The 20,416-nt window shown below is 66.0% G+C and carries 17 protein-coding genes and 1 pseudogene; 8 read left to right on the forward strand and 10 right to left on the reverse strand.

Annotated elements, in window-relative coordinates:
• Window positions 1-8: 8 nt before the first annotated feature.
• From ACWPN3_RS11525 to ACWPN3_RS11555, 7 genes are all read right to left on the reverse strand, one after another.
• Window positions 9-758, reverse strand: coding sequence for a hypothetical protein (locus ACWPN3_RS11525; protein ID WP_492242887.1), 750 nt, complete (start codon window positions 756-758; stop codon window positions 9-11).
• Window positions 759-813: 55 nt separating this feature from the next.
• Window positions 814-2,196, reverse strand: coding sequence for an L-serine ammonia-lyase (locus ACWPN3_RS11530; protein WP_492242888.1), 1,383 nt, complete (start codon window positions 2,194-2,196; stop codon window positions 814-816).
• Window positions 2,197-2,259: 63 nt separating this feature from the next.
• Window positions 2,260-3,534 carry a serine hydroxymethyltransferase gene (gene glyA, locus ACWPN3_RS11535; protein WP_492242889.1) on the reverse strand — a complete coding sequence of 425 codons (1,275 nt, stop codon included), beginning with the start codon at window positions 3,532-3,534 and terminating at the stop codon, window positions 2,260-2,262.
• Window positions 3,535-3,549: 15 nt separating this feature from the next.
• A complete protein-coding gene (locus ACWPN3_RS11540) occupies window positions 3,550-4,104 on the reverse strand; it encodes a sarcosine oxidase subunit gamma (RefSeq protein ID WP_492242890.1) in 555 nt (184 codons plus the stop codon).
• Between the two features lie 11 nt (window positions 4,105-4,115).
• A complete protein-coding gene (locus tag ACWPN3_RS11545; RefSeq protein ID WP_492242891.1) occupies window positions 4,116-7,115 on the reverse strand; it encodes a sarcosine oxidase subunit alpha in 3,000 nt (999 codons plus the stop codon).
• A complete protein-coding gene (locus tag ACWPN3_RS11550; protein WP_492242892.1) occupies window positions 7,112-7,456 on the reverse strand; it encodes a sarcosine oxidase subunit delta in 345 nt (114 codons plus the stop codon). Before ACWPN3_RS11550 ends, ACWPN3_RS11545 begins: the two co-directional genes overlap by 4 nt.
• 10 nt (window positions 7,457-7,466) lie before the next feature.
• Window positions 7,467-8,720 (reverse strand): sarcosine oxidase subunit beta family protein, encoded by a 1,254-nt coding sequence (locus ACWPN3_RS11555; protein ID WP_492261394.1) that lies wholly within the window; start codon window positions 8,718-8,720, stop codon window positions 7,467-7,469.
• Window positions 8,721-8,834: 114 nt separating this feature from the next.
• On the opposite strand from ACWPN3_RS11555, the gene ACWPN3_RS11560 reads away from it, so the two are divergent.
• From ACWPN3_RS11560 to ACWPN3_RS11585, 6 genes are all read left to right on the forward strand, one after another.
• A complete protein-coding gene (locus tag ACWPN3_RS11560) occupies window positions 8,835-9,848 on the forward strand; it encodes a GlxA family transcriptional regulator (protein ID WP_492261395.1) in 1,014 nt (337 codons plus the stop codon).
• 191 nt (window positions 9,849-10,039) lie between these two features.
• Window positions 10,040-10,570: a YbaK/EbsC family protein gene (locus ACWPN3_RS11565; protein ID WP_492242895.1), complete on the forward strand. Its 531-nt coding sequence runs from the start codon at window positions 10,040-10,042 to the stop codon at window positions 10,568-10,570.
• 231 nt (window positions 10,571-10,801) lie between these two features.
• Entirely contained in the window at window positions 10,802-11,476 is a 675-nt protein-coding gene (gene purU, locus ACWPN3_RS11570) for a formyltetrahydrofolate deformylase (protein ID WP_492261396.1), read from the forward strand.
• 19 nt (window positions 11,477-11,495) lie between these two features.
• A complete protein-coding gene (locus tag ACWPN3_RS11575) occupies window positions 11,496-11,672 on the forward strand; it encodes a hypothetical protein (RefSeq protein WP_492242897.1) in 177 nt (58 codons plus the stop codon).
• 73 nt (window positions 11,673-11,745) lie between these two features.
• Entirely contained in the window at window positions 11,746-13,020 is a 1,275-nt protein-coding gene (locus ACWPN3_RS11580; RefSeq protein ID WP_492242898.1) for an MFS transporter, read from the forward strand.
• Between the two features lie 201 nt (window positions 13,021-13,221).
• On the forward strand, window positions 13,222-13,887 hold the full coding sequence (locus ACWPN3_RS11585) for a substrate-binding periplasmic protein (protein ID WP_492242899.1): 666 nt from the start codon (window positions 13,222-13,224) through the stop codon (window positions 13,885-13,887).
• 137 nt (window positions 13,888-14,024) lie between these two features.
• Here ACWPN3_RS11585 and fae read toward each other — a convergent pair whose 3' ends face one another.
• From fae to ACWPN3_RS11600, 3 genes and pseudogenes are all read right to left on the reverse strand, one after another.
• Entirely contained in the window at window positions 14,025-15,413 is a 1,389-nt protein-coding gene (fae, locus tag ACWPN3_RS11590) for a formaldehyde-activating enzyme (protein WP_492261397.1), read from the reverse strand.
• A gap of 343 nt (window positions 15,414-15,756) precedes the next feature.
• A pseudogene (locus ACWPN3_RS11595) lies at window positions 15,757-16,314 on the reverse strand (ATP-binding cassette domain-containing protein); the annotation flags it as partial.
• Between the two features lie 146 nt (window positions 16,315-16,460).
• Window positions 16,461-17,351, reverse strand: a complete 891-nt coding sequence (locus tag ACWPN3_RS11600) for a glycine betaine ABC transporter substrate-binding protein (RefSeq protein ID WP_109096722.1) — start codon at window positions 17,349-17,351, stop codon at window positions 16,461-16,463.
• Between the two features lie 596 nt (window positions 17,352-17,947).
• Here ACWPN3_RS11600 and ACWPN3_RS11605 point away from each other — a divergent pair.
• Window positions 17,948-19,228 (forward strand): aromatic ring-hydroxylating oxygenase subunit alpha, encoded by a 1,281-nt coding sequence (locus tag ACWPN3_RS11605; protein ID WP_492242901.1) that lies wholly within the window; start codon window positions 17,948-17,950, stop codon window positions 19,226-19,228.
• Between the two features lie 44 nt (window positions 19,229-19,272).
• Window positions 19,273-20,394, forward strand: coding sequence for an FAD-binding oxidoreductase (locus tag ACWPN3_RS11610; protein WP_492242902.1), 1,122 nt, complete (start codon window positions 19,273-19,275; stop codon window positions 20,392-20,394).
• Window positions 20,395-20,416: the final 22 nt, after the last annotated feature.

Raw genomic sequence — 20,416 nt, forward strand, 5'->3', positions numbered from 1 at the left:
CTTCGCGTTCAAAGAGCGAACAGCACGGCTCCAGGCGTATGATCGAGCAGAGCGGCCAGCCGCCACTCGAAGGCGATCTTACCCCACAAGCGGACCGGACGCTCCACCACCAGAAGGTCGTCTCCGGCGGCGAGGCTGGCGGCGCTCCGCGCATCGGCGGTCGGCCGCACCGTCGAATGCCGGACCGGACACCGGCAGTCCAGCCACCGCAGCCACTCGTCCGTCCGAGCCGGACCGGTGCGCTCGTCGAGGATCAGGTGAATTGACGCGATGGCCGGAAAGAGCCGCCGGACGATGCCAAAGGTTTTCAGCGCGCGTGGCGGCCCGTCCGCCAGGATGGCGATGCTCCGGCCCAGGCGGGACGGTGTCTCGCGCGGCGCCACCAGAACCGCGCCGAACCGCCGCGCATCGGCTGTCCAACAGGATGCTTTGCCGGACTGCGACCTGCCGACAACCAGCAGATCGAACCTCCCGAGCGGCGGATCGTGGCTCAGGTCGAGCGCTCCCTCACCGGGGAACAGGGCCGCAAGGCGGCGTGTCCGGAGAGCGGCGGCCCGCAACAGCGCGTCGCTGCCGTGGTCCTGCCTGAGGACATGAAGATCCATGAAGCCGCGTGCACACAGTCCGGCGCCCGGTCCGCGATCCGGAGGGCCGGCCGTGACGGTCACGCCCCGATTCATCGACAGCAGCCAGCCGCAGGCCAGCACCGGCTCCAACTCGCCATCCAATGCCGCAAATATCCGGATGCCGTTGCCCATGGGATCGACCTCGGCTGAAGGCTGAGAGGCTGGCGGCAAGGGGAAGCGCAGGGCGTCAGCACTCCGGCAGGTTCACAGCGAGCCCGCCCAGGCTGGTCTCCTTGAACTTGGTGCTCATTTCCTCGCCGGTCTGCCGCATCGCCTGGATGCAGTTGTCGAGCGGCATGAAGTGCTGGCCGTCGCCGCGCAGCGCCAGGGACGCCGCGGCCACCGCCTTGGTGGCGCCGATGGCGTTGCGCTCGATGCAGGGCACTTGGACCAGACCGCCAACCGGGTCGCAGGTCATGCCGAGGTGATGCTCCAGCGCGATTTCCGCGGCATTCTCCACCTGCTCCGGTGTTCCACCCAGCACGGCGCACAGCCCCGCCGCAGCCATGGCGGCGGCCGACCCGACCTCGCCCTGGCAGCCGGCCTCCGCCCCGGAGATCGACGCATTGTGCTTGATCAGGCCGCCGATGGCTGCGGCGGTCAGCAGGAAATCGGCGACCTTCGCCGGCTCCGCGCCGGCGCAATGGTCGAGGTAATAGCGGATCACCGCCGGCACGACGCCGGCCGCCCCGTTGGTCGGCGCGGTCACCACCCTGCCGCCGGCCGCATTCTCCTCGTTGACCGCCATCGCATAGATGGCGAGCCAGTCGGACGCGACGTGGGGCAAACTCGAATTGGCTCCGCGCTCGCGCAGAAGCTGCTGGTGGATGGCCTTGGCCCGCCGCTTGACCTTGAGACTGCCGGGCAACTGGCCATCCAGGCTGAGGCCGCGCTCGATGCAGCCGTTCATCGCCGCCCAGACGGCGCCGAGCTTCTCGCCCACCTCGGCGGGGGAGCGGACGACGATCTCGTTGGCGCGCTTCATCTCAGCGATGGACGCACCGCTCTCCCGCGCCATCCGCAGCATCGCCGCCGCGTTGTGGAAGGGATAGGGCCAGCCGACGCACTCGGTCTCGAACGCCGCCGGCGGAGCTTCCCGCTCCGCCGCCGTGACGACGAAGCCGCCGCCGATGGAGTAGAAGATTTCCGACAGCGTCACCTTGCCTGCACCGTCCAACGCCTGGAAAACCAGCCCGTTGGCATGGCCCGGCAGCGGCGGCCCGAAGTCGAAGACCAGATCGGTTTCCGGATCGAAGTCCAGCGCCGGCAGGCCGGCGGGGTGCAGCCTCCGGGTCCGCCACAATTCGGCGATCCGCTCCTCGGCTTCATCGACATCGAGACTGTCCGGCCGGTAATCGAGAAGCCCGAGCAGCACCGCCCGGTCCGTCGCATGGCCCTTGCCGGTGAAGGCGAGCGAACCGTGCAGCCGCACCCTGATCGCCGCGGGTGCGGCATCCGCCGACGCCCGCAGCATGTCGAGGAACCGCACCGCCGCCGTCATCGGCCCCATCGTGTGCGACGAGGACGGGCCGATGCCGATCTTGAACACATCGAAAACGCTGAGAAACATCGCGCGCCTCGTCAGGTCAAACAGTTGGCCTTAAGCAGGATTTCCCAGCGGCACGAGGCCCGGTCAACCGTAGATCGGGAAGCGCTCGCACAACTCGCGGACCTCGCCGTGGACGCGCTTCTCGACCTCGGCATTGCCCTCCGGTCCGGCGGCGGCAAGGGCGTCGACGACGGTCAGGATCAGCTCGCCGATGCGGGCGAACTCCGCCTCGCCGAAGCCGCGGGTGGTGCCCGCCGCGGTGCCGAGCCGGACGCCGGAGGTCACCGCCGGCTTTTCCGGGTCGAACGGGATGGCGTTCTTGTTGCAGGTCAGGCCGGCCCGCTCCAGCGCGCGCTCCGCGTCGCGGCCCTTCACGCCCTTCGGCCGCAGATCGACCAGCACCATGTGGCAGTCGGTGCCGCCGGACACGATGTCCAGCCCGCCCTTGACCAGCGTGTCGGACAGCACCTTGGCGTTGGCGACCACCTGCGCGGCATAGGCCTTGAATTCCGGGGTCAGCGCCTCGCCGAAGGCGACCGCCTTGGCGGCAATGACATGCATCAGCGGACCGCCCTGGTTGCCTGGGAACACCGCGGAGTTGAACTTCTTGGCCAGCGCCTCGTCGTTGGTCAGGATCATGCCGCCGCGAGGGCCTCGCAGGGTCTTGTGCGTGGTGGTGGTCACGACATGGGCATGCGGCAGCGGGTCTGGATACTGGCCGGTGGCGACCAGCCCGGCGTAATGGGCCATGTCCACCATCAGATAGGCGCCGACCTCGTCGGCGATGCGGCGGAACGCGGCGAAATCGATCACCCGTGGATAGGCCGAGGCGCCCGCTACGATCAGCTTCGGCTTCGTCTCCAGCGCCTTGGCGCGCAGGGCGTCATAGTCGATCAACTGGTCGCTCTCGCGCACCTCGTAGCTGACGATGTCGAACCACTTGCCCGACATGGTCACCGGCGAACCGTGGGTCAGATGGCCGCCATGGGCCAGCGACATGCCCATCACCCGGTCGCCCGGCTGGAGAAGCGCCAGGAACACCGCCTGGTTGGCCTGGGCACCGGAATGCGGCTGGACATTGACGAAGCCGGCGCCGAACAGCTGCTTGGCGCGGTCGATGGCGATGGTCTCCACCTCGTCCACGAACTCGCACCCGCCGTAATAGCGGCGGCCCGGATAGCCTTCGGCGTATTTGTTGGTGAGGATCGATCCCTGGGCGGCCAGCACGTCCGCCGAGACGATGTTTTCCGACGCGATCAGCTCGATCTCGTATTTCTGGCGGTTCAGTTCGCGCCCGATGGCCGCCGCAATCGCAGCGTCGGCGAGATCGGATTTCGGCAGGGACTGATGACGGGTCATGTGCGGTTCTCTCGATCAGAGGCCGAGCGCGATTTCGCGGCTGACGGCGTGCAGGATTCCCCAGACATGGTCGGCGAAGGAGCGCCAGACCTCGATCCGGAAACGGTTCTTGTCCTCGCGGATCAGGACGATCTGCGCCTTGTCGAACAGGGTCCGGCAGCCGGTGCCGACCGCCATCGCCTCGACGTCGAAGGCGATGGCCGAGCGCAGGGCGAGTGCTGCGGCCTCGCCCTCCAGCAGGATGCCGACCTCGCGATGGCCGATATCGACGAGGCTATGCGTCTCCCCAAGGGCGGCGAAGGCGTCGGCGATTGCGTCGCTTTCGGCGACCGGCGCCGTCAGCACCCACTCGTCGGGGCCGAGCTGAAGCGCCATCCGGCCGCCGGCCTCCACCACCCCGCCGATGCGGGTGGGGAGCGGCGTACCGAAGGCGGCCCCGGCCGCCTGCACGGCGGCGGGATCGATGCGCAGGCTGAAGCGGGCGACATCCTCGGCGGCACGGATGGTCAGCTTGCTTGCGGTGTCGCCGGTGATCGTCTTGCCCAGCAACGGGTGATTGGCCAGAAGCATGGGGGAGCCTCCTATGCGCTGAGACGGGTGTTCTCGGGATCGACGAACACCATGCCGGTGATGGTCGCGGAATGGACCTTGTCCGGCATCGGCACATGCACGGTCTTGCCCTGCAGGGACCGGCCGCCCTGGATCACCGCAAAGGCGATGGACCGCCCCAGCTCGGCACTCCAGTAGGACGAGGTCACATGACCGACCATGTCCATCGGCACCGGCTGGTTCGGGTCGAGGACGATCTGCGCCCCTTCCTCCAGAACGGTCTTCGGATCGCTGGTCAGCAGGCCGACCAGCTGCTTGCGGTTCGACGCCAGCATGTCCGGCCGGGACAGCGAGCGCTTGCCCACAAAGTCCGGCTTGGTCTTGCCGACGGCCCAGGACAGGCCGGCATCGTCCGGCGTCAGCGTGCCGTCCGTGTCCTGCCCGACGATGATGTAGCCCTTCTCGGCGCGCAGGACGTGCATCGTCTCGGTGCCGTAGGGGGTGATGCCGAAGCGCTGCCCGGCCTCGAACAGTTTCTCCCACACCGCGCGGCCGTAACGGGCCGGGACGTTGATCTCGAAACCGAGTTCGCCGGTGAAGGAGACGCGGAACAGCCGGGTCGGCACGCCGCAGATCTTCCCGGTTGCCACCGCCATGTGCGGGAAGGCGCCTTCCGAAAGGTCGATGCCCTCGACGAACGGTTCGATCAGCTTGCGGGCGTTCGGACCTTGCAGCGCGATCACCGACCATTGTTCGGTGGTGGAGGTCAGCCAAACCTTCAGGTCTGGCCATTCGGTCTGGAGGTAATCCTCCATCATGCCCAGCACGCGCGCCGCACCGCCGGTGGTGGTGGTGACGTGGAAGCGATCCTGGGCCAGACGCCCGATCACGCCGTCGTCGCGGATGAAGCCGTCCTCGCCCAGCAGCAGGCCGTAGCGGCAACGGCCGGGAGCCAGCTTGGTCCAGGCATTGGTGTACATGCGGTTCATGAACTCGGCGGCGTCGGGACCGACGATCTCGATCTTGCCGAGGGTGGAGGCGTCGAACATGCCCACCGAGGTGCGCACCGCCTTGCATTCGCGCGCCACCGCCGCATGCATGTCCTCGCCGACCTGCGGGAAGTACCAGGCGCGGCGCCACAGCGACACCGGCTCGTACACCGCGCCATTCTCCTCGGCCCAACCGTCGATCGGCGTCTTGCGCGTCACCTCGAACAGCGCGCCCTTGTTGTAGCCGGCGAAGGTGCCGAAGCTGGTCGGGGTATAGGGCGGGCGGAAGGTGGTCAGGCCCACGGCGGGGATCGGCCGCTTCAAGGCATCGGACGCGACGGCCAGACCGTTGATGTTGGACAGCTTGCCCTGGTCGGTCGCCATGCCGTTGGTGGTGTAGCGCTTGATGTGCTCGATGGACTTGAAGCCTTCGCGCACCGCCAGCCGGATGTCCTTGGCCATCACGTCGTTCTGGAAATCGACGAACGCCTTGGCATGGCCCGGATCGCGGTCGGTCGGCAGCTCGCGGCCGGTCACGCCGGTGAAGGACAGCTCGCCCTCTACATGGTAGGCGGCCGGCTGGGCGGCGAAGCCGGCATCCGCCGCGGCGGCGGAACCGGCGGCGGCGCCATCCTCGAAGGCGGCCTTCAGCCCGAAGCGGCCCTTGCCGGCGCCGGCCAGACGGCACTCCTCCTTGCCGCGGCCGGGCAGGAACATCTGGCCGTCCTCGTTCCAGGTCAGCGACCCCTGGGTGTGCGAGAACAGATGGATGCTGGGGGTCCAGCCGCCCGACATCAGCAGGGCGTCGCAGGCGATGGTCTCGGCGCCGCCGACCTTGCCGCCGGGGCCGACCGGATTGACCCGGACTGACGAGACGCGCAGCCGGCCCTTGGTGCCGGTGACGGTCCAGCCGATCAGCGTCCTGATGCGCAGCGCATCCGCCGCCGCCACCAGCTGGGTCGGCACGGTCCCGCGGACATCGACGATGGCCGCGACCTCCACCCCCGCCTTGGCCAGATCGAAGGCGGCATGCCAGGCGCTGTCATGGCTGGTGACCGCGACGACCCGGTTGCCGACCTTGACGCCATAGCGATTCAGGTAGGTGCGGGCGGCACCGGCCAGCATCACGCCCGGCCGGTCGTTGCCGGCGAACACCAGCGGCTTCTCGATGGCGCCCTGGGCCAGCACCACCTGCTTGGCCCGCACCTTCCACATCCGCTCGCGCGGGGCGCCGTCCGGCACGATGCGCAGATGGTCGGTCAACCGCTGGCAGAGGCCGACGAAATTCTGGTGGTAATAGCCGATGGCCGTGGTGCGCGGCAGCACGGTGACGTTCGGCATCGCCGCCAGCGCGGCGTTGGTGTCCTCCAGCCAGTCCCAGGCCAGTTGCCCGTTGATCTCGGCCGTCGGCTCCGCCAGCAGCGAGCCGCCGATTTCCGACTGCTCGTCGCACAGGATGACCGACGCGCCGCTGCGACCCGCTTCCAGCGCGGCGGCAAGACCGGCCGCGCCGCCGCCGACGACCAGCACGTCGCAATGGGCGAAGCGGCTGGCATAGGTGTCGGGATCGGGGGCGGTCGGCGCCTTGCCCAGGCCGGCGGCGTTGCGGATGACCGGCTCGTAGACCTTGTCCCAGAAGCTCTTCGGCCACATGAAGGTCTTGTAATAGAAGCCAGCCGAGAACAGCATGTAGAGCGCGTCGTTGACCGTGCCGATGTCGCGGGTCAGCGACGGCCAGCGGTTCTGGCTCTCGGTCTTCAGCCCCTCGAAGACCTCCAGCACCGTCGCCCGCGTGTTCGGTTCGAACCGCCCGTTGCCGCGGTTGCTGCCGACCAGCGCGTTCGGCTCCTCCGACCCGGCGGTCAGGATGCCGCGCGGGCGGTGGTACTTGAAAGACCGCCCGACGAGATGGACGCCGTTCGCGAGAAGAGCGGACGCCAGCGTGTCGCCTTCATATCCGGTATAGTCCACGCCGTCGAAGCTGAAGCGCAGCTGTCGGCTGCGGTTGACCCTGCCCTTGCCGGCAATGCGGAAATTGCTCATGGACGTGCATCCTTGACGCTGGCAGCGGAGTCGGCGGTGGCGCTTGAGGCAAGCGCGATCTCCTCATCGCTCGGGCACGGAGCCCCGGCCTTGTAGGTCATGGAGAATTTGTCGGTCACGGTGTCGCGCACCGCGTTGAAGAAGCGTCCGCAGCCGTGCATGTGGCGCCAGCGCTCGAAATGCCGGCCGCGCGGGTTGGTGCGGATGAACAGAAAGTCGCGCCATTCGTCGTCGGACAGGGCGGAGGGGTCCGCCGGGCGGGCGATGTGCGCCTCGCCGGCATAGGTGAACTCCACCTCCGGGCGCTCTGCTTCGCAATAGGGGCAGCGGATGAGCAGCATGGTCGTCTCCTCAATGCGCGACGGCGGCGGCGGCGGCCTCGTCGATCAGCCGGCCGGTTCTGAAGCGCTCCAGCGTGAAGGGCGCGTTGATCGGGTGCGGCTCGTCGCGGGCGATGGTGTGGGCGAAGACGTTGGCCGACCCCGGCGTCGCCTTGAAGCCGCCGGTCCCCCAACCGCAATTGACATAGAGACCGGGCACCGGCGTCTTGGCGATGATCGGCGAGCGGTCGGGCGTGACGTCGACGATGCCGCCCCATTTGCGCAGCATGCGCATGCGGTTGAAGATCGGGAACACCTCGCAGATGGCGGCGACAGTGTGCTCGATCAGCGGCAGTCCGCCGCGCTGGCTGTAGGAGGTGTATTGGTCGGTGCCGGAGCCGATGACCAGTTCGCCCTTGTCGGACTGGCTGATGTAGGCGTGCACCGTGTTGGACATTACCACGCAGGGGAAGGCCGGCTTGATCGGTTCCGACACCAGCGCCTGCAACGGATAGCTTTCCAGCGGCAGCCGGACGCCGGCGGTGTCCATCACCACCGAGGTGTTGCCGGCGGCCGACACCGCGACCTTCTTGGCCTTGATGAAGCCGCGCGCCGTCTCCACGCCGGTGACGCGGCCGGAGGCGTCGCGGCGGATGGCGGTCACCGGGCAGTTCTGGATGATGTCGACCCCACGCGCCGACGCGGCCCGTGCATAGCCCCAGGCAACCGCATCGTGGCGGGCGGTGCCGCCGCGCCGCTGCAATGCCGCACCCATCACCGGATAGCGGGCGTTGGCGGCGATGTTCAGCGGCGGGCAATAGTCCTTGGCCTGCTCCGGTGTCAGCCACTCGTTGTCGATGCCGTTCAGGCGGTTGGAGTGGATGTGGCGCTTGAAGCTCTGGATGTCATGGACCGTGTGCGCCAGCATCATCACGCCGCGCTGCGAGAACATGACGTTGTAGTTCAGCTCCTGGCTCAGCCCTTCCCACAGCTTGACCGCATGCTCGTAGAGCCGGGCACTTTCGTCATACAGATAATTGGAGCGGATGATGGTGGTGTTGCGGCCGGTGTTGCCGCCGCCGAGCCATCCCTTCTCCACCACCGCAACGTTGGTGATGCCGTGTTCCTTGGCGAGATAATAGGCCGCACCCAGACCATGCCCGCCCGCGCCGACGATCACGACGTCATATTCGGATTTCGGTTCCGCATCGGGCCATTGGGGCTGCCAGTTCTTGTTGCCGGTCAGCGCGTTGGTCAACAGCGAGGAGAATGAGAAGCGGGTCATGGCAGCACCGCGAAGTTCAATGTGCTGACAGTATCGGGAGTCGACCCTTCGTTGGACAGAATGGATGCGTCAGTTTAATGTCACCAATGCGACGGTGCGTCCGCCGGAGGTCACATGACAGTCACTGCCAGGACAAACGCCACCAAGCCGGGCCGGCTTCCGGACCGTCCCGCAGCACCGCGCCTGTCCGTCGGCTTCATCCTCGCCCACCGATTTACGCTGTGCGCATTCGCCAACTTCGTCGACGTGCTGCGGCTGGCTGCCGACGAAGGCGACCGCAGCCGGCCGATCCTCTGCGAATGGTCGGTGCTGTCGGACCAGATGCGGCCGGTCGCATCCAGTTGCGGCATGTTGATGCAGCCGACCGAACGGCTGGGTGATCCGGCCAAGTTCGACTACATCGTCGTGATCGGCGGGCTGATCGACGAGATCTCCAACCTCAGCCCCGACTACATCCGCTATCTGCGTCAGGCGGCAGCGGCGAGGATCCCGCTGGTCGGCGTCTGCACCGGCGCCTTCATCCTGCAGCGGGCCGGACTGATGGACGGATACCGCTGCTGCATCAGCTGGTTCCATCATGCCGACTTCCTGGAACAGTTCGACGGCATCACGCCGGTGTCCGACCAGATCTTCATCGTCGACCGCGACCGGCTGACCTGCTCGGGCGGCACCAGTTCGGCCCATCTCGCAGCCCATCTGGTCGAAAAGCATGTCGGGCGGGCGCAGGCGCGCAAGAGCCTGCACATCATGATCATCGACGATGCCCTGCGCGGGGAGAAGCCGCAGCCGGGGATTCCGCTCGACTTCTCCACCAACGACGAGGTGGTGCGGAAGGCGCTTCTGCTGATGCAGCAGAACATCGACGTACCCTTGTCGGTGGCGGAGATGGCCCGCCGCCTGGGCGCCGCCCGGCGCCAGATGGAGCGACATTTCCAGAATGCGCTGGGCATGACGCCGACCGAGGCCTACCGGATCATGCGGCTGGAGCACGCCGAATTCCTGCTGCGCAACACCGAGCAGTCGGTGACGGAGGTCGCCGCGGCCGTCGGCTTCTGCGATTCCTCGCACTTCGTCCGCGCCTTCAAGGAGCGGCGCGGCATGACGCCGTCCGTTTTCCGCAAGGGCTGAGACTCCGCCAGGGACTCTGCCAAGGCCGTTCCATTCAACGCCGGTGACGCACCCGTACAATCGGCGGGTGGATCCTTTCGCCATGCTGCGTCCAACGGAACGGTCGGGGGCGCAACCATCCACGGTGCCCTCGACCCTCACTGCGGCAATCCGACTTCCGTGGCTTGCCGGGCTCAACAAGGATGGCGACCATGCTCGACGACAATGACACAATGCAGTTGCACTGGCGCGAGGCCGGCATTCCCGAAGAGCTTTGCCGGGAACTCGCCCTGGCATCGACGCCGATGCGCCTGCACGCCCATCCGCCGGTGCGCACCGTCGCCGATGCGGAGGAGCATTGGCGCAGCGTTCCCGGCGTGCACACCAAGAACCTGCTTCTGAAGGACGCCAAGGGCGTGTTGTGGCTGGTGGTGCTGCCGCACGACCAGTCGGTGAACATGAAGGAACTGGCGCCGGTCATCGGCTCTGCCAAGCTGTCCTTCGCCTCGCCGGTCACGCTGGAACAGGTCCTGTCCATCGAGCCGGGCGGTGTCAGCCCGCTGGCCTTGGTGGCGGACAGGGAGCGTCGCGTCCGTCTGGTGCTGGAACGCCGCGTCCTGGCCGGCGACACCGTCAATTTCCACCCGATGACCAATCGCGCGACGCTGTCGATGCATCCCGACGACCTGTCGGCCTTCCTGGGCCGGCTCGGCTATGAGCCGATCATCGTCGACATCGCCTGACCACTCATCCCCCGGCCAAATCCCTAGGCGCGAGTGCTGCGATGCGTCCCAATCACAACCTCTTCTACATGAATGTCAGTTGCCTGAGCCGGCCGGGGATCATCTCCGCCATTTCCACCCACCTGTCCGACCGCGACTGCGACATCATCGAAAGCGCGCAATTCGTCGATCATGACGGCGAGCATTTCTTCCTGCGGATGGCTTTCGACGCTCCGGAATCGATCCGCAGCGATGCCGTTCCTGATCGAAGATCTGCAACCCATCGTCAGGCGCTTCGGGATGACCCTGATGCTGCGCGATGCCCGGCGGCGGCCGAAGATCCTGATCATGGTGTCGAAGTTCGGCCATTGCCTGAACGACCTTCTGTACCGCCACAGCATCGGGGCGCTGCCCGTCGACATCGTCGGCGTCGTCTCCAACCACGATGCCTTCCGGTCGCAGGTCGAATCGCACGGCATCCCCTACCACCATCTCCCGGTTTCGTCCGGCACCAAGCAGGAGCAGGAACTCCGCCTGATGGAGATCGTGGAGGCGAGCGATGTGGAACTCGTCGTCCTCGCCCGCTATATGCAGGTTCTGTCGCAGGACCTCTGCACGCGGATGGCCGGGCGGATCATCAACATCCATCACAGCTTCCTGCCCAGCTTCAAGGGGGCCAAGCCATATCATCAGGCCTACAAGCGCGGCGTGAAGCTGATCGGCGCCACGGCACACTACGTCACCGACGATCTCGACGAAGGACCGATCATCGAACAGGAGGTGGCGCGCGTCGATCACTCGATGTCGCCCGACGATCTGGTCGCCATCGGCCGCGATGTCGAAAGCATCGTCCTGGCCCGCGCCATCCGTCTGCACATCGAAGCGCGCGTCATGCTCCACGACCACCGGGCAATCGTCCTGCGGTAACAGAAGGAGTTCACCGATCTTGCAGCTCATCGACGAAAACGCCACCCAGGCGGTTCGCCGCGCTTTCGCATCGGGTGGCCTCGCCGCCGCAGTGCAGGAATTGCGCCGGCATGTCGTGATCGAGGACGAGCGCATGGCGCTCGCCACCGTCGAGACCTTTCTTGCCAGTGTCCACAACGGCGACACCCGGCTATAAGGTCGCCGTTCCCGCCATACCGGGACTGTCGGCCCCGACATGCGGGCGTTTCTCCCCTCCGGCGGATCACGCGATGTCCCTCATCCAACCGATTGTCCCGCTGCTGCTTGCGGTGTTCCTGATGATGGGGGGTACGGGCGCGCTGACAACCATCGTCAGCGTTCGGCTGGATGCCGCAGGCGCACCGCCCATCCTGCTCGGCGCCCTGACCGCCGCCTATTATCTGGGGGTGACGGTCGGATCGACACAGGCGTTCCGTCTGGTCGCGCGGGTCGGCCATATCCGCGCCTTCAGCGCCTCCGCGACGGTTCTGGTCGCGGCGACGCTCGGGCACACGCTGGGGTCCGATCCCGCAGCCTGGATCGCCCTTCGCTTCGTGGAAGGCTGCTGCATGGCCGGCCTGTTCGTCTGCATCGAGAGCTGGCTCAACCAGAGCGCCACCTCGGCCACGCGCGGGCAGATCCTGGCCCTCTACATGATCGCGCTCTACGGCGCGCAAGGGGTCGGCCAGTACCTGATGGTCATCGACGATCCGCACGGCTTCAAGCAGTTCGTCATCGTGTCGATCCTGGTCTCGCTCGCCCTTGTCCCGGTCGCGCTGAGCCGCAAGGCTCCGCCCCTTCTACAGAAGCTGGAGTCCATCAGGATCGGCCATCTCTACCGCGCCAGTCCGCTGGGATTTGCCGGCACGGTGATCAGCGGGCTGGTCGTCGGCGCCTTCTATGGGCTGGGTCCGGTCTATGTCCGGCATCTCGGCTACGATCTGGGCCAATCCGCGACCTTCATCAGCGCCGCCATCATCGGCGGCATGCTCCTTCAATGGCCCTTCGGCAAGCTTTCGGACCTTATCGACCGGCGGCTGGTCCTGGTCGGCCTGTTCGCGGTCCTGGCCGTCATCAGCATCGGCATGACGATGCTGCCGCAGGGCAGGTTCGGCCCGCTGCTGGCCGGCATCTCCCTGTTCGGCGGGATCATCTTCGCGATCTATCCGATCTGCGTCTCGCACACCAACGACTTCCTGACGCCGGCCGAAATGGTGCCGGCCAGCGGCGGCATGGTGCTGGGCTTCTCGATGGGCGCCATCGCCGGTCCCTTCCTGGCCTCCCTGGTGATGGCGGTGTTCGAGCAGGATGGGTTGTTCCTGTTCTCGGCACTGGTCGCCATCGTCGCGCTGGCCTTCGCGCTCTGGCGGATGACGGTCCGCCCCCCGGTCCCGTTGGACCAGCGCCTCCCCTTCCTCCCCCAGGCCCCGATTCCGGGGCCCTTGGACGGCGTGACGCCAGGAGCGGAGGCTTCCGGAACCGGCATCGGAGAGGCAGCGCCCGAAGCAGAGCCTTCACGGTCTTGAAGCCCCCTTGGGTGATGGGGGCCGGCACGACCGTCGATAAGATCCCTTCCCCAACCCAAAGCCGTCGATGTACCACTCACCGGAGACGGGGATGCATGCTTCCTCCATGAAGCATGCATCCCCAAACACTCCGGCATGTTGGCGAGATCGATGGTTCCTGTTTCCAGTATTCCCAATTCCGCGAAGCGGACGGCACCGATCATGAGGGCGCTGGGCACTGTCGTGGGATGCGTCGCGACGTTGCTGGTTGCCGCGCTGATTTTCAAAGCGGTCCCGGCCCGTGCCGAGAACTGGCTCGTCGCTTCCGAGGATTTCTTCCCGCCCTATAATTTCACGTTGCGGGGCAAGCGGACGGGAATGGACACCGAGATCGTCGAAGCGATGCTGAAGGAAATCGGCGTGTATCCGGTTCACCGTCCGATGACCTGGCCGGAGGTGGTGCGCGCCCACGACGAGAACGAGGTGGATGTCGCGTTCCAGTTCTTCACCTCGCCGCGGCGTCTGGAACGCGGTCATCTGATCGGTCCCTACCGGGTCGGGGCGACCGTTCTGATGGTCCGCAGCAATTCGGACATCGGTTACACGGGTATCGAGGATTTGCGGGGGCTGCGGGTCGGTGTCGTCGAAGGCTTCGAATACACGCCCGAGTTCGACAAGTCGCAGCTCTTCGAGAGGGTTCCCAGCAGCAGCAGCGTCGTTCTCGTTCCGGCGCCTGCTTCTCGGCCGTGTCGATGCCATCGCCGGCGATTTGCAGGTGCTCAAATATCTGGCCGACAGCGAAGGCCGTACCGCGTCGGTCAAGATCCTGCCCAAGCCTCTGGCGATGGTGCCGCGCTACATTTCGGTGCCGAAGGCTCGGGCGGATAAGGCTGAACGGCTGCGTGCGGCCTATGAAAAACTCAAGACGGACGGCACCCTCGACGCCATCGTCCGCAACTGGGACCGGTAGCAGAAGCCCCGGCAGCAAAGAGCCCTCGGCTCCTTGGCCGCGTCGGGACCAGTTCTTACTCCTGCGGATCCAGCATGAAGTGGCGAACCTTGTGCCGGTTCTCGATCAGTTCTTCGATGGTGGGTTCGTTGCGCATCGCCCGGCCGATGGCGATCTTGGTCGCCTCGTAATTGGTGCGATAGAGATCGGCACGGTCGAGATTCGCGTCGGTGGCGCAGCGGGGATCGATCCAGACCATCACCAAAATGCACAGGTCGTTGATCCCGTCGCGCGGCAGAAGGCCGTCGATGACACAGTCCAGCACCGCATCGGCGGTGGCGGCCTGGACGACGCCGCCGAACAGGTCGACATAGGCGCTGGACTTCATCGTCACCTTGGACACCATCATGGTGGCCGGGCGGACCATCTGGTTGCAGTCCCGCACCGCGAACATGCGGGTATGGCCGGCGGTCTGCCCCATCATGGTGGCGAATGCATGGCCGGCCGGACCGTCGACCGTGCCGATCACGATTTCCGGCATGGCGTCGGTGAACTGGCCTTCCTTGGCGAAGACGGTGGCCTCGCCGACACGGAACAGCGGATTGCTCATGGGATTTCTGCTCTCTTGAGAAAGGGTGGTGGAACCGGTCACCCGGTGCGGATGCCGTCCAGCAACTGTTCGATGCTGCCGCGCAGCCGTACGGTTCTGGCCGGCGAGGTCGGCGGCGGCGGACAGGACGTGACGCGTGGCGCTTTCGGTGTCGCGGGCGCCGCCGGTGACGTGCCGGGCGTTGCGCGCGACCACGCCGGCCCCGGATGCCGCCTGGTCGATGCTGGCATGGATGGTGGCCGACGCGGCGGCCTGCGCCTCCATCGACTTGGCGATGGCCAGCGAGATCGTGCCGATCTCCTCGATCACGGCGGTGATGCTCTGCAAGGCCTGGGCGGCGTTGCCGGTCGCGTCCTGCATCGCCTGGATGCGGAGCGAGACATCCTGCGTCGCCTTGGCGGTCTGGCTTGCCAACTGGCGCACCTCTTGCGCAACCACAGCGAAGCCCTTGCCGGCCTCGCCGGCGCGGGCGGCTTCGATGGTCGCATTCAGCGCCAGTAGATTGGTCTGTCCGGTGATCTCGTCGATGATGCGCACGACGTTGCCGATGCCGTCGGCCGATTGCCGCAGGCTGTGCACCGACTGGTCGGCCTTGCGGGCCTCCTCGACCGCCGCCAGGGCGATGCGGGTGGAATCGTCGATGCGGAGACGGATTTCCCCCAAGGACCGAAAGGTCTCGTCGGCCAATGCGGCAACGGACTGGACGTTGCTTGCGATCTGCTCCGCAGCCACCACGGTCTCGCCCGCCTGCTCGTTGGTGCGGTCGATGATGCCGGTCAGCTGGCGCGCAGTGCCGTCGAGTGCTCCCGCCGACGAATTCCACCGTGTCCAACCCCTCCATCGCCGTCCGTTCAAAATGGGAAATCAGTTCCTCCAGCTGGACGGAGCGCTGGCGCTCGCGCCGCCGTGCCGCGATATCCTGGAAGGCGGAGCGGACATGGTCGTTCGCGGGGGTCTCCAGAATCTCATTTAGCGTGCCGACCTGCGCGAAGCGGCCGTTCTCCATGAAGGCGATCCGGTCCGCGATCCGCATCGCCTCGTCCGGGTCCTGCGTGGTGAACAGCACGGCAGGCCGATGCGCCCGCTGCCAGTCGAGGAATTCCGCCTCAAGCTCCAGCCGCAGGACGGGATCGACCCCGGCGAAGGGAGCATCCATCAGCAGCAAGGGCGGATCGCCGATCAGGGACCGCGCCAGTCCGATCCGCAGCCGCGCCTCGGACGGAATTTCAAGCGGACGCCGGTCGGCCAGATGGGCCAGCCCCATACGCGTCAGTACGGCCAGGGCGCGGTCCTGACGCTCACGCCGGCGCAAACCGGCGACCTCCAGCCCGAACGCCAGATTCTCCAGAACGCTGCGGTTGGGCATCAGCGCCACGGCGCCGAAGGTCATCGTCATGCTGTCGCGGCGGGCGGCCACCAGTTCGGCCGGCTTCATCGCCGCCATGTCGCGCCCGTTCAGGCACACCATGCCCGAAGTCGGTTCGACCAGACGGTTCACCATGCGGATCAGGGTGGATTTGCCGGAGTTGGACCGCCCGAGAACCGCAAGGATTTCGCCGGCCGCAAGACCGAACGAAACGTCGGCGACAGCCACCGCCGCACCGGTTTCCCGTTGAATGTCGGCGTGGCCCCTCCCGGCATGCAGCAGGGTCAAGGCGCGGACGGCATTGCCGCCATACAGCTTGCACAGTCCCGTAACCGACACCATCCCGGTGCCGGCCGGCGAGGTGCCCTGCGGGTGAGCTGGCGAGTTCATCGGCGCCCCCGATCGTGGAAGGACTGGGAAGGACTGGAAACGGGAATGGCTGGAGACGGCCGTCCGTCACGCGTTTGCGCGTTGAGAACGGACCGCCTCCATCGACAGTGCCGGGAATGGCGCGGGAAAGGGCACCCGGCTGCGGATCAGAGCTTGCCGGTTACCCAGTAGTCGATCCGGGTCTTGTTGTTCTTGATGTAATTGTCGACCGCCTTCTCATAGCTGGTCTGGCGGGCTTCCTGCATCATCGCTTCCAGATCGCCGATGGGCAGGACCATCCGGTTCAGGAACTCGTAGACTTCCGGATGATCCTGGTAGAAGCCCTTCCGGACGACGGCGTTCACGCTTTCAAGCCCACCGAGCGCGCCCTTCGGATCCTCCAGATAGCGCAGCTTCCAGTTGGCGAACATCCAGTGCGGGCTCCAGCTGGTCACGACGATCCACTCGTTGCGCTTCATGGCGCGCTCCAGAGCGGCGAGCATCGCGGCGTCGCTGGCCGACACCAGCTGCACTCCCTTCAGATCGTAGGTCTTCAGCGCCTTTTCCGACGCCTGCATCAACCCCGATCCCGGATCGATGCCCTGGATCTTGCCACCGAGCTGCTTCTGCACCTCCGGCTTCTTCAGATCCTCAATGGTCTTGACCTGATCGACGGGGATGTAGTCCGGCACCACCCAGCCCAGGCGGGCACGGGTGTAGAGCGGGCCGAGATCGACGATGTCCTTGCCGACCTTGTCGAGATAGGGCTTGTGGGTCAGCGGCTGCCAGGACATCAGCATCGCGTCCAGCTTGCCGCTGGCGATGCCCTGATACTGGATGCCGATGTCGGCCATGGTCAGTTCGACCTTGTAGCCGAACCGCTCCTCAATCACCGCTTTGGCGAGTTTCGTCACCGCCTCGGCATCCGACCAAGCGGTCCAGCCGATGTTGATCGACTTCTCCGCGGCCTGCGCCGGGATGGCGGTCACAGAGGTCCCCAGACCGACCGTCATGGCCGCCGACAGCAGCATGCCCAAGGCTTTACCGAAGATTTTCATCAAGAAGCCTCCTCGTGTTGTTTGTTAGGTCGTTTGTTTGGGCTCTTCCGCCTGGATTTGCCGATCCGCCGTGCCGGGACTTGAACCGGATGCGTGCGCGTGGCCCGGCAGGTCATCTCCGACCTACCGGTTACTGCGGTCGCGTGACGGGTTGGCATCCATGGAAACGGGTGACCGACCGCCTTCCGGCATTGAGCGGAAAGCTGTTTCCAACCGATGCGAACCTTTGCTGGCATCAGTGCTGATTGAGGAAGAATGCCGGCCTTGAAAGCAAAAAACCTTCATCACAGCGGCAGTTCGTATCGCATTTGCGACAACTCCGCACAGCGCCCGCCCGGACGAACCGACTGGCCGGCCCGACCATTCGCAGCCTGTCGCAAACCGATCATTGTCCCCAGCCCGGCATGCGCAAAAAGACAGGATGTCCTGTCGGCCTTTTTAAAGTTGATGTCGCATTCCAGAACGCGACGCGCCGCGGCCGGCGGCAGGCTGTGGGTCGTGGAATCGAGAAAATCACAACCCGTTCAAGGTTGAAGCGGCTCCACGAACGCATTGCCCAACTCCCGCTGGCCCACTCCCGCAGAAGGTCAACCACCATGGCGTCCGAGATTTCCATAGAAGCCCTGCTGAAGCGCCGAAAGAAGGGTCACAGCCTGGAGGCGCCGTTCTACACCAGCGACGAGATCTTCAAGCTGGACATGGAAATCATCTTCGGGCGCCACTGGCTGCATGTGGGTGTGGAACCGGATGTGCCGGAGCCGGGCGACGTGATGGTGGTGGACATCGGCAAGACGTCCGTCATCGTCATGCGCGACGACGACATGGAACTGCGCGCCTTTCACAATGTCTGCCGCCACCGCGGCGCGCGCATCGTCCTGAAGGAGAAGACTTCCGTCGGCAATCTGGTGTGCAGCTATCACCAGTGGACCTACGGCCAGGATGGCGAACTTCTGTTCGCCGAGCATATGGGCAACGATTTCGACCGGAAGTGCCGGAACCTGAAAAAGGTCCACATCCGCTCAGTCGGCGGCCTGATCTTCATCTGCCTGGCGGAAGAGGCGCCGGACGACATCGACCGCATGGCGGCGGCCATCGAGCCCTACATCCTTCCGCACGACCTGAAGAACTGCAAGATCGCCAAGACCGTCGACCTGATCGAGAAGGGCAACTGGAAGCTCACGATGGAGAACAATCGTGAATGCTACCACTGCGTCGGCAATCACCCCGAACTGACCATCCCGCTGTTCGAATACGGCTTCGGCTTCGCCCCCGACGGCACCAATCCGAAGCGGATGGAACATGCCGCCAAATACGATGCTCTGGTCAAATCCTGCCACACCGGCTGGGAGGCCTCGGGCTTCCCCAGCCGCGAGATCGAGCATCTGACCGACACCACCGGCTTCCGCGCCGAGCGGCTGCCGCTGGACGGTGCCGGCGAGGCCCACACCAAGGACACGCGCAGCGCCTCCAAAAAGCTGCTGGGGTCGATCGCCGAGCGCAAGCTGGGTGCCTTGTCCTTCTGGACCCAGCCGAACTCCTGGAACCACTTCATGAGCGACCACATCGTCACCTTCTCGGTGTTCCCGCTCGGTCCCGACCGCAATCTGCTGCGCACCCGCTGGCTGGTCCACAAGGACGCGGTGGAAGGCGTCGATTACGACCTGAACCGCCTGACGGAAGTGTGGGAGGCGACCAACCAGCAGGACGCCGATCTGGTCGAAATCTCGCACAACGGCGCCATCAGCCCCGCCTACGAACCGGGCCCGTATTCGCCCTACACCGAGCCGCTCGTCGAGAAGTTCACGGAATGGTACGTCGGCCGCATGGCCGAGCATCTGCTGGGCAAGCAGGCTGCGGTGAGCGTCGCCGCCGAATGACGCTGCGCAGTTTGTGACCAAGGCGACACGGCTCAGGAAGAGAGATGACGATGCAGCAGGATGCGGCTCTGCCTCCGGTCCGGAACTGGGATCCCGAAACCGACGACACGCTGGTGTGCCGGGCGGTGCGGGACGAAACGCACGATGTGAAGACCTTCATCTTCGCACCGCGGCAACCCTGCCTGTTCCGGTTCAGGCCGGGCCAGTTCATCACGCTGGAACTGCCCATCGGCGGCGAAACCATTCACCGCAGCTACACCGTCTCCTCTTCCGCTGCCCGGCCGCACCGGCTCTCGATCACCGTCAAGCGGGTGCCCGGCGGCCCGGTGTCGAACTGGCTGCACGACACCATGAAGCCGGGCGACACCATCCGCGCGGTCGGGCCGCTCGGCGAGTTCACCCCCGGCGAATCCGAGACGCCGCGCAAGTTCCTGTTCCTGTCCGGCGGCAGCGGCGTCACGCCTCTGATGTCGATGACCCGGACCTTCGACGATCTCGGCGAAGATCACGACATCGTCTTCGTCCACGCCGCCCGCACCCCGGCCGACATCGTCTTCCGCCGTGAACTGGACGCGCTGACCGGCCCCGGACGACGCCTGCGCGTCGCCCATGTCTGCGAGGGCATCGGCACCGAGGCTCATTGGGCCGGCTTCACCGGCCGGTTGTCGCTGCCGATGCTAGGCCTGATCGCGCCGGACTTCTTGGAGCGGGAAGTCTATGTCTGCGGCCCCGGTCCCTTCATGAAGGCGGTGCGCGCCTTCCTGGAAGAGGGCGGCTTCGACATGAGCCGCTACCATCAGGAGAGCTTCAATTTCCAAGAGCTGGTGGCCGACTTGGCCGCCGGGGAACCGCCCCAGGACGCACCGGTGCAAAACGCCCCAATCGAGGACGCGCTGCAAGCGGCTGGATTCCGCATCGAATTCGCCAAGACCGGCAAGGTCTTCACCTGCCTGCCGGACATGGCCGTGGCCGATGCGGCATCGGCGGCCGACATCCGCGTTCCGACATCCTGCTCGCGCGGGCTGTGCGGGACCTGCAAGACAAAGTTGATTTCCGGCACGGTGGAAATGAACCACACCGGCGGCATCCGCAAACGGGAAATCGACCAGGGGTTGATCTTGCTTTGTTGCAGCCGTCCCACCAGCGATCTGGTGGTGGAGCGTTAGAAGCATCGCCAATGAATTGTCT

It is taken from the genome of Azospirillum sp. UENF 111221, assembly GCF_058780625.1.

Coding starts and splice junctions, on each gene's coding strand:
- ACWPN3_RS11610 (WP_492242902.1), top strand. CDS start 19,273: ATGACGATGCAGCAGGATGCGGCTCTGCCTCCGGTCCGGAACTGGGAT.
- ACWPN3_RS11555 (WP_492261394.1), bottom strand. CDS start 8,720: ATGACCCGCTTCTCATTCTCCTCGCTGTTGACCAACGCGCTGACCGGC.
- glyA (WP_492242889.1), bottom strand. CDS start 3,534: ATGACCCGTCATCAGTCCCTGCCGAAATCCGATCTCGCCGACGCTGCG.
- ACWPN3_RS11565 (WP_492242895.1), top strand. CDS start 10,040: ATGCTCGACGACAATGACACAATGCAGTTGCACTGGCGCGAGGCCGGC.
- purU (WP_492261396.1), top strand. CDS start 10,802: ATGCCGTTCCTGATCGAAGATCTGCAACCCATCGTCAGGCGCTTCGGG.
- ACWPN3_RS11550 (WP_492242892.1), bottom strand. CDS start 7,456: ATGCTGCTCATCCGCTGCCCCTATTGCGAAGCAGAGCGCCCGGAGGTG.
- ACWPN3_RS11560 (WP_492261395.1), top strand. CDS start 8,835: ATGACAGTCACTGCCAGGACAAACGCCACCAAGCCGGGCCGGCTTCCG.
- ACWPN3_RS11580 (WP_492242898.1), top strand. CDS start 11,746: ATGTCCCTCATCCAACCGATTGTCCCGCTGCTGCTTGCGGTGTTCCTG.
- ACWPN3_RS11540 (WP_492242890.1), bottom strand. CDS start 4,104: ATGCTTCTGGCCAATCACCCGTTGCTGGGCAAGACGATCACCGGCGAC.
- ACWPN3_RS11525 (WP_492242887.1), bottom strand. CDS start 758: ATGGGCAACGGCATCCGGATATTTGCGGCATTGGATGGCGAGTTGGAG.
- ACWPN3_RS11585 (WP_492242899.1), top strand. CDS start 13,222: ATGAGGGCGCTGGGCACTGTCGTGGGATGCGTCGCGACGTTGCTGGTT.
- ACWPN3_RS11605 (WP_492242901.1), top strand. CDS start 17,948: ATGGCGTCCGAGATTTCCATAGAAGCCCTGCTGAAGCGCCGAAAGAAG.
- ACWPN3_RS11545 (WP_492242891.1), bottom strand. CDS start 7,115: ATGAGCAATTTCCGCATTGCCGGCAAGGGCAGGGTCAACCGCAGCCGA.
- ACWPN3_RS11530 (WP_492242888.1), bottom strand. CDS start 2,196: ATGTTTCTCAGCGTTTTCGATGTGTTCAAGATCGGCATCGGCCCGTCC.
- ACWPN3_RS11600 (WP_109096722.1), bottom strand. CDS start 17,351: ATGAAAATCTTCGGTAAAGCCTTGGGCATGCTGCTGTCGGCGGCCATG.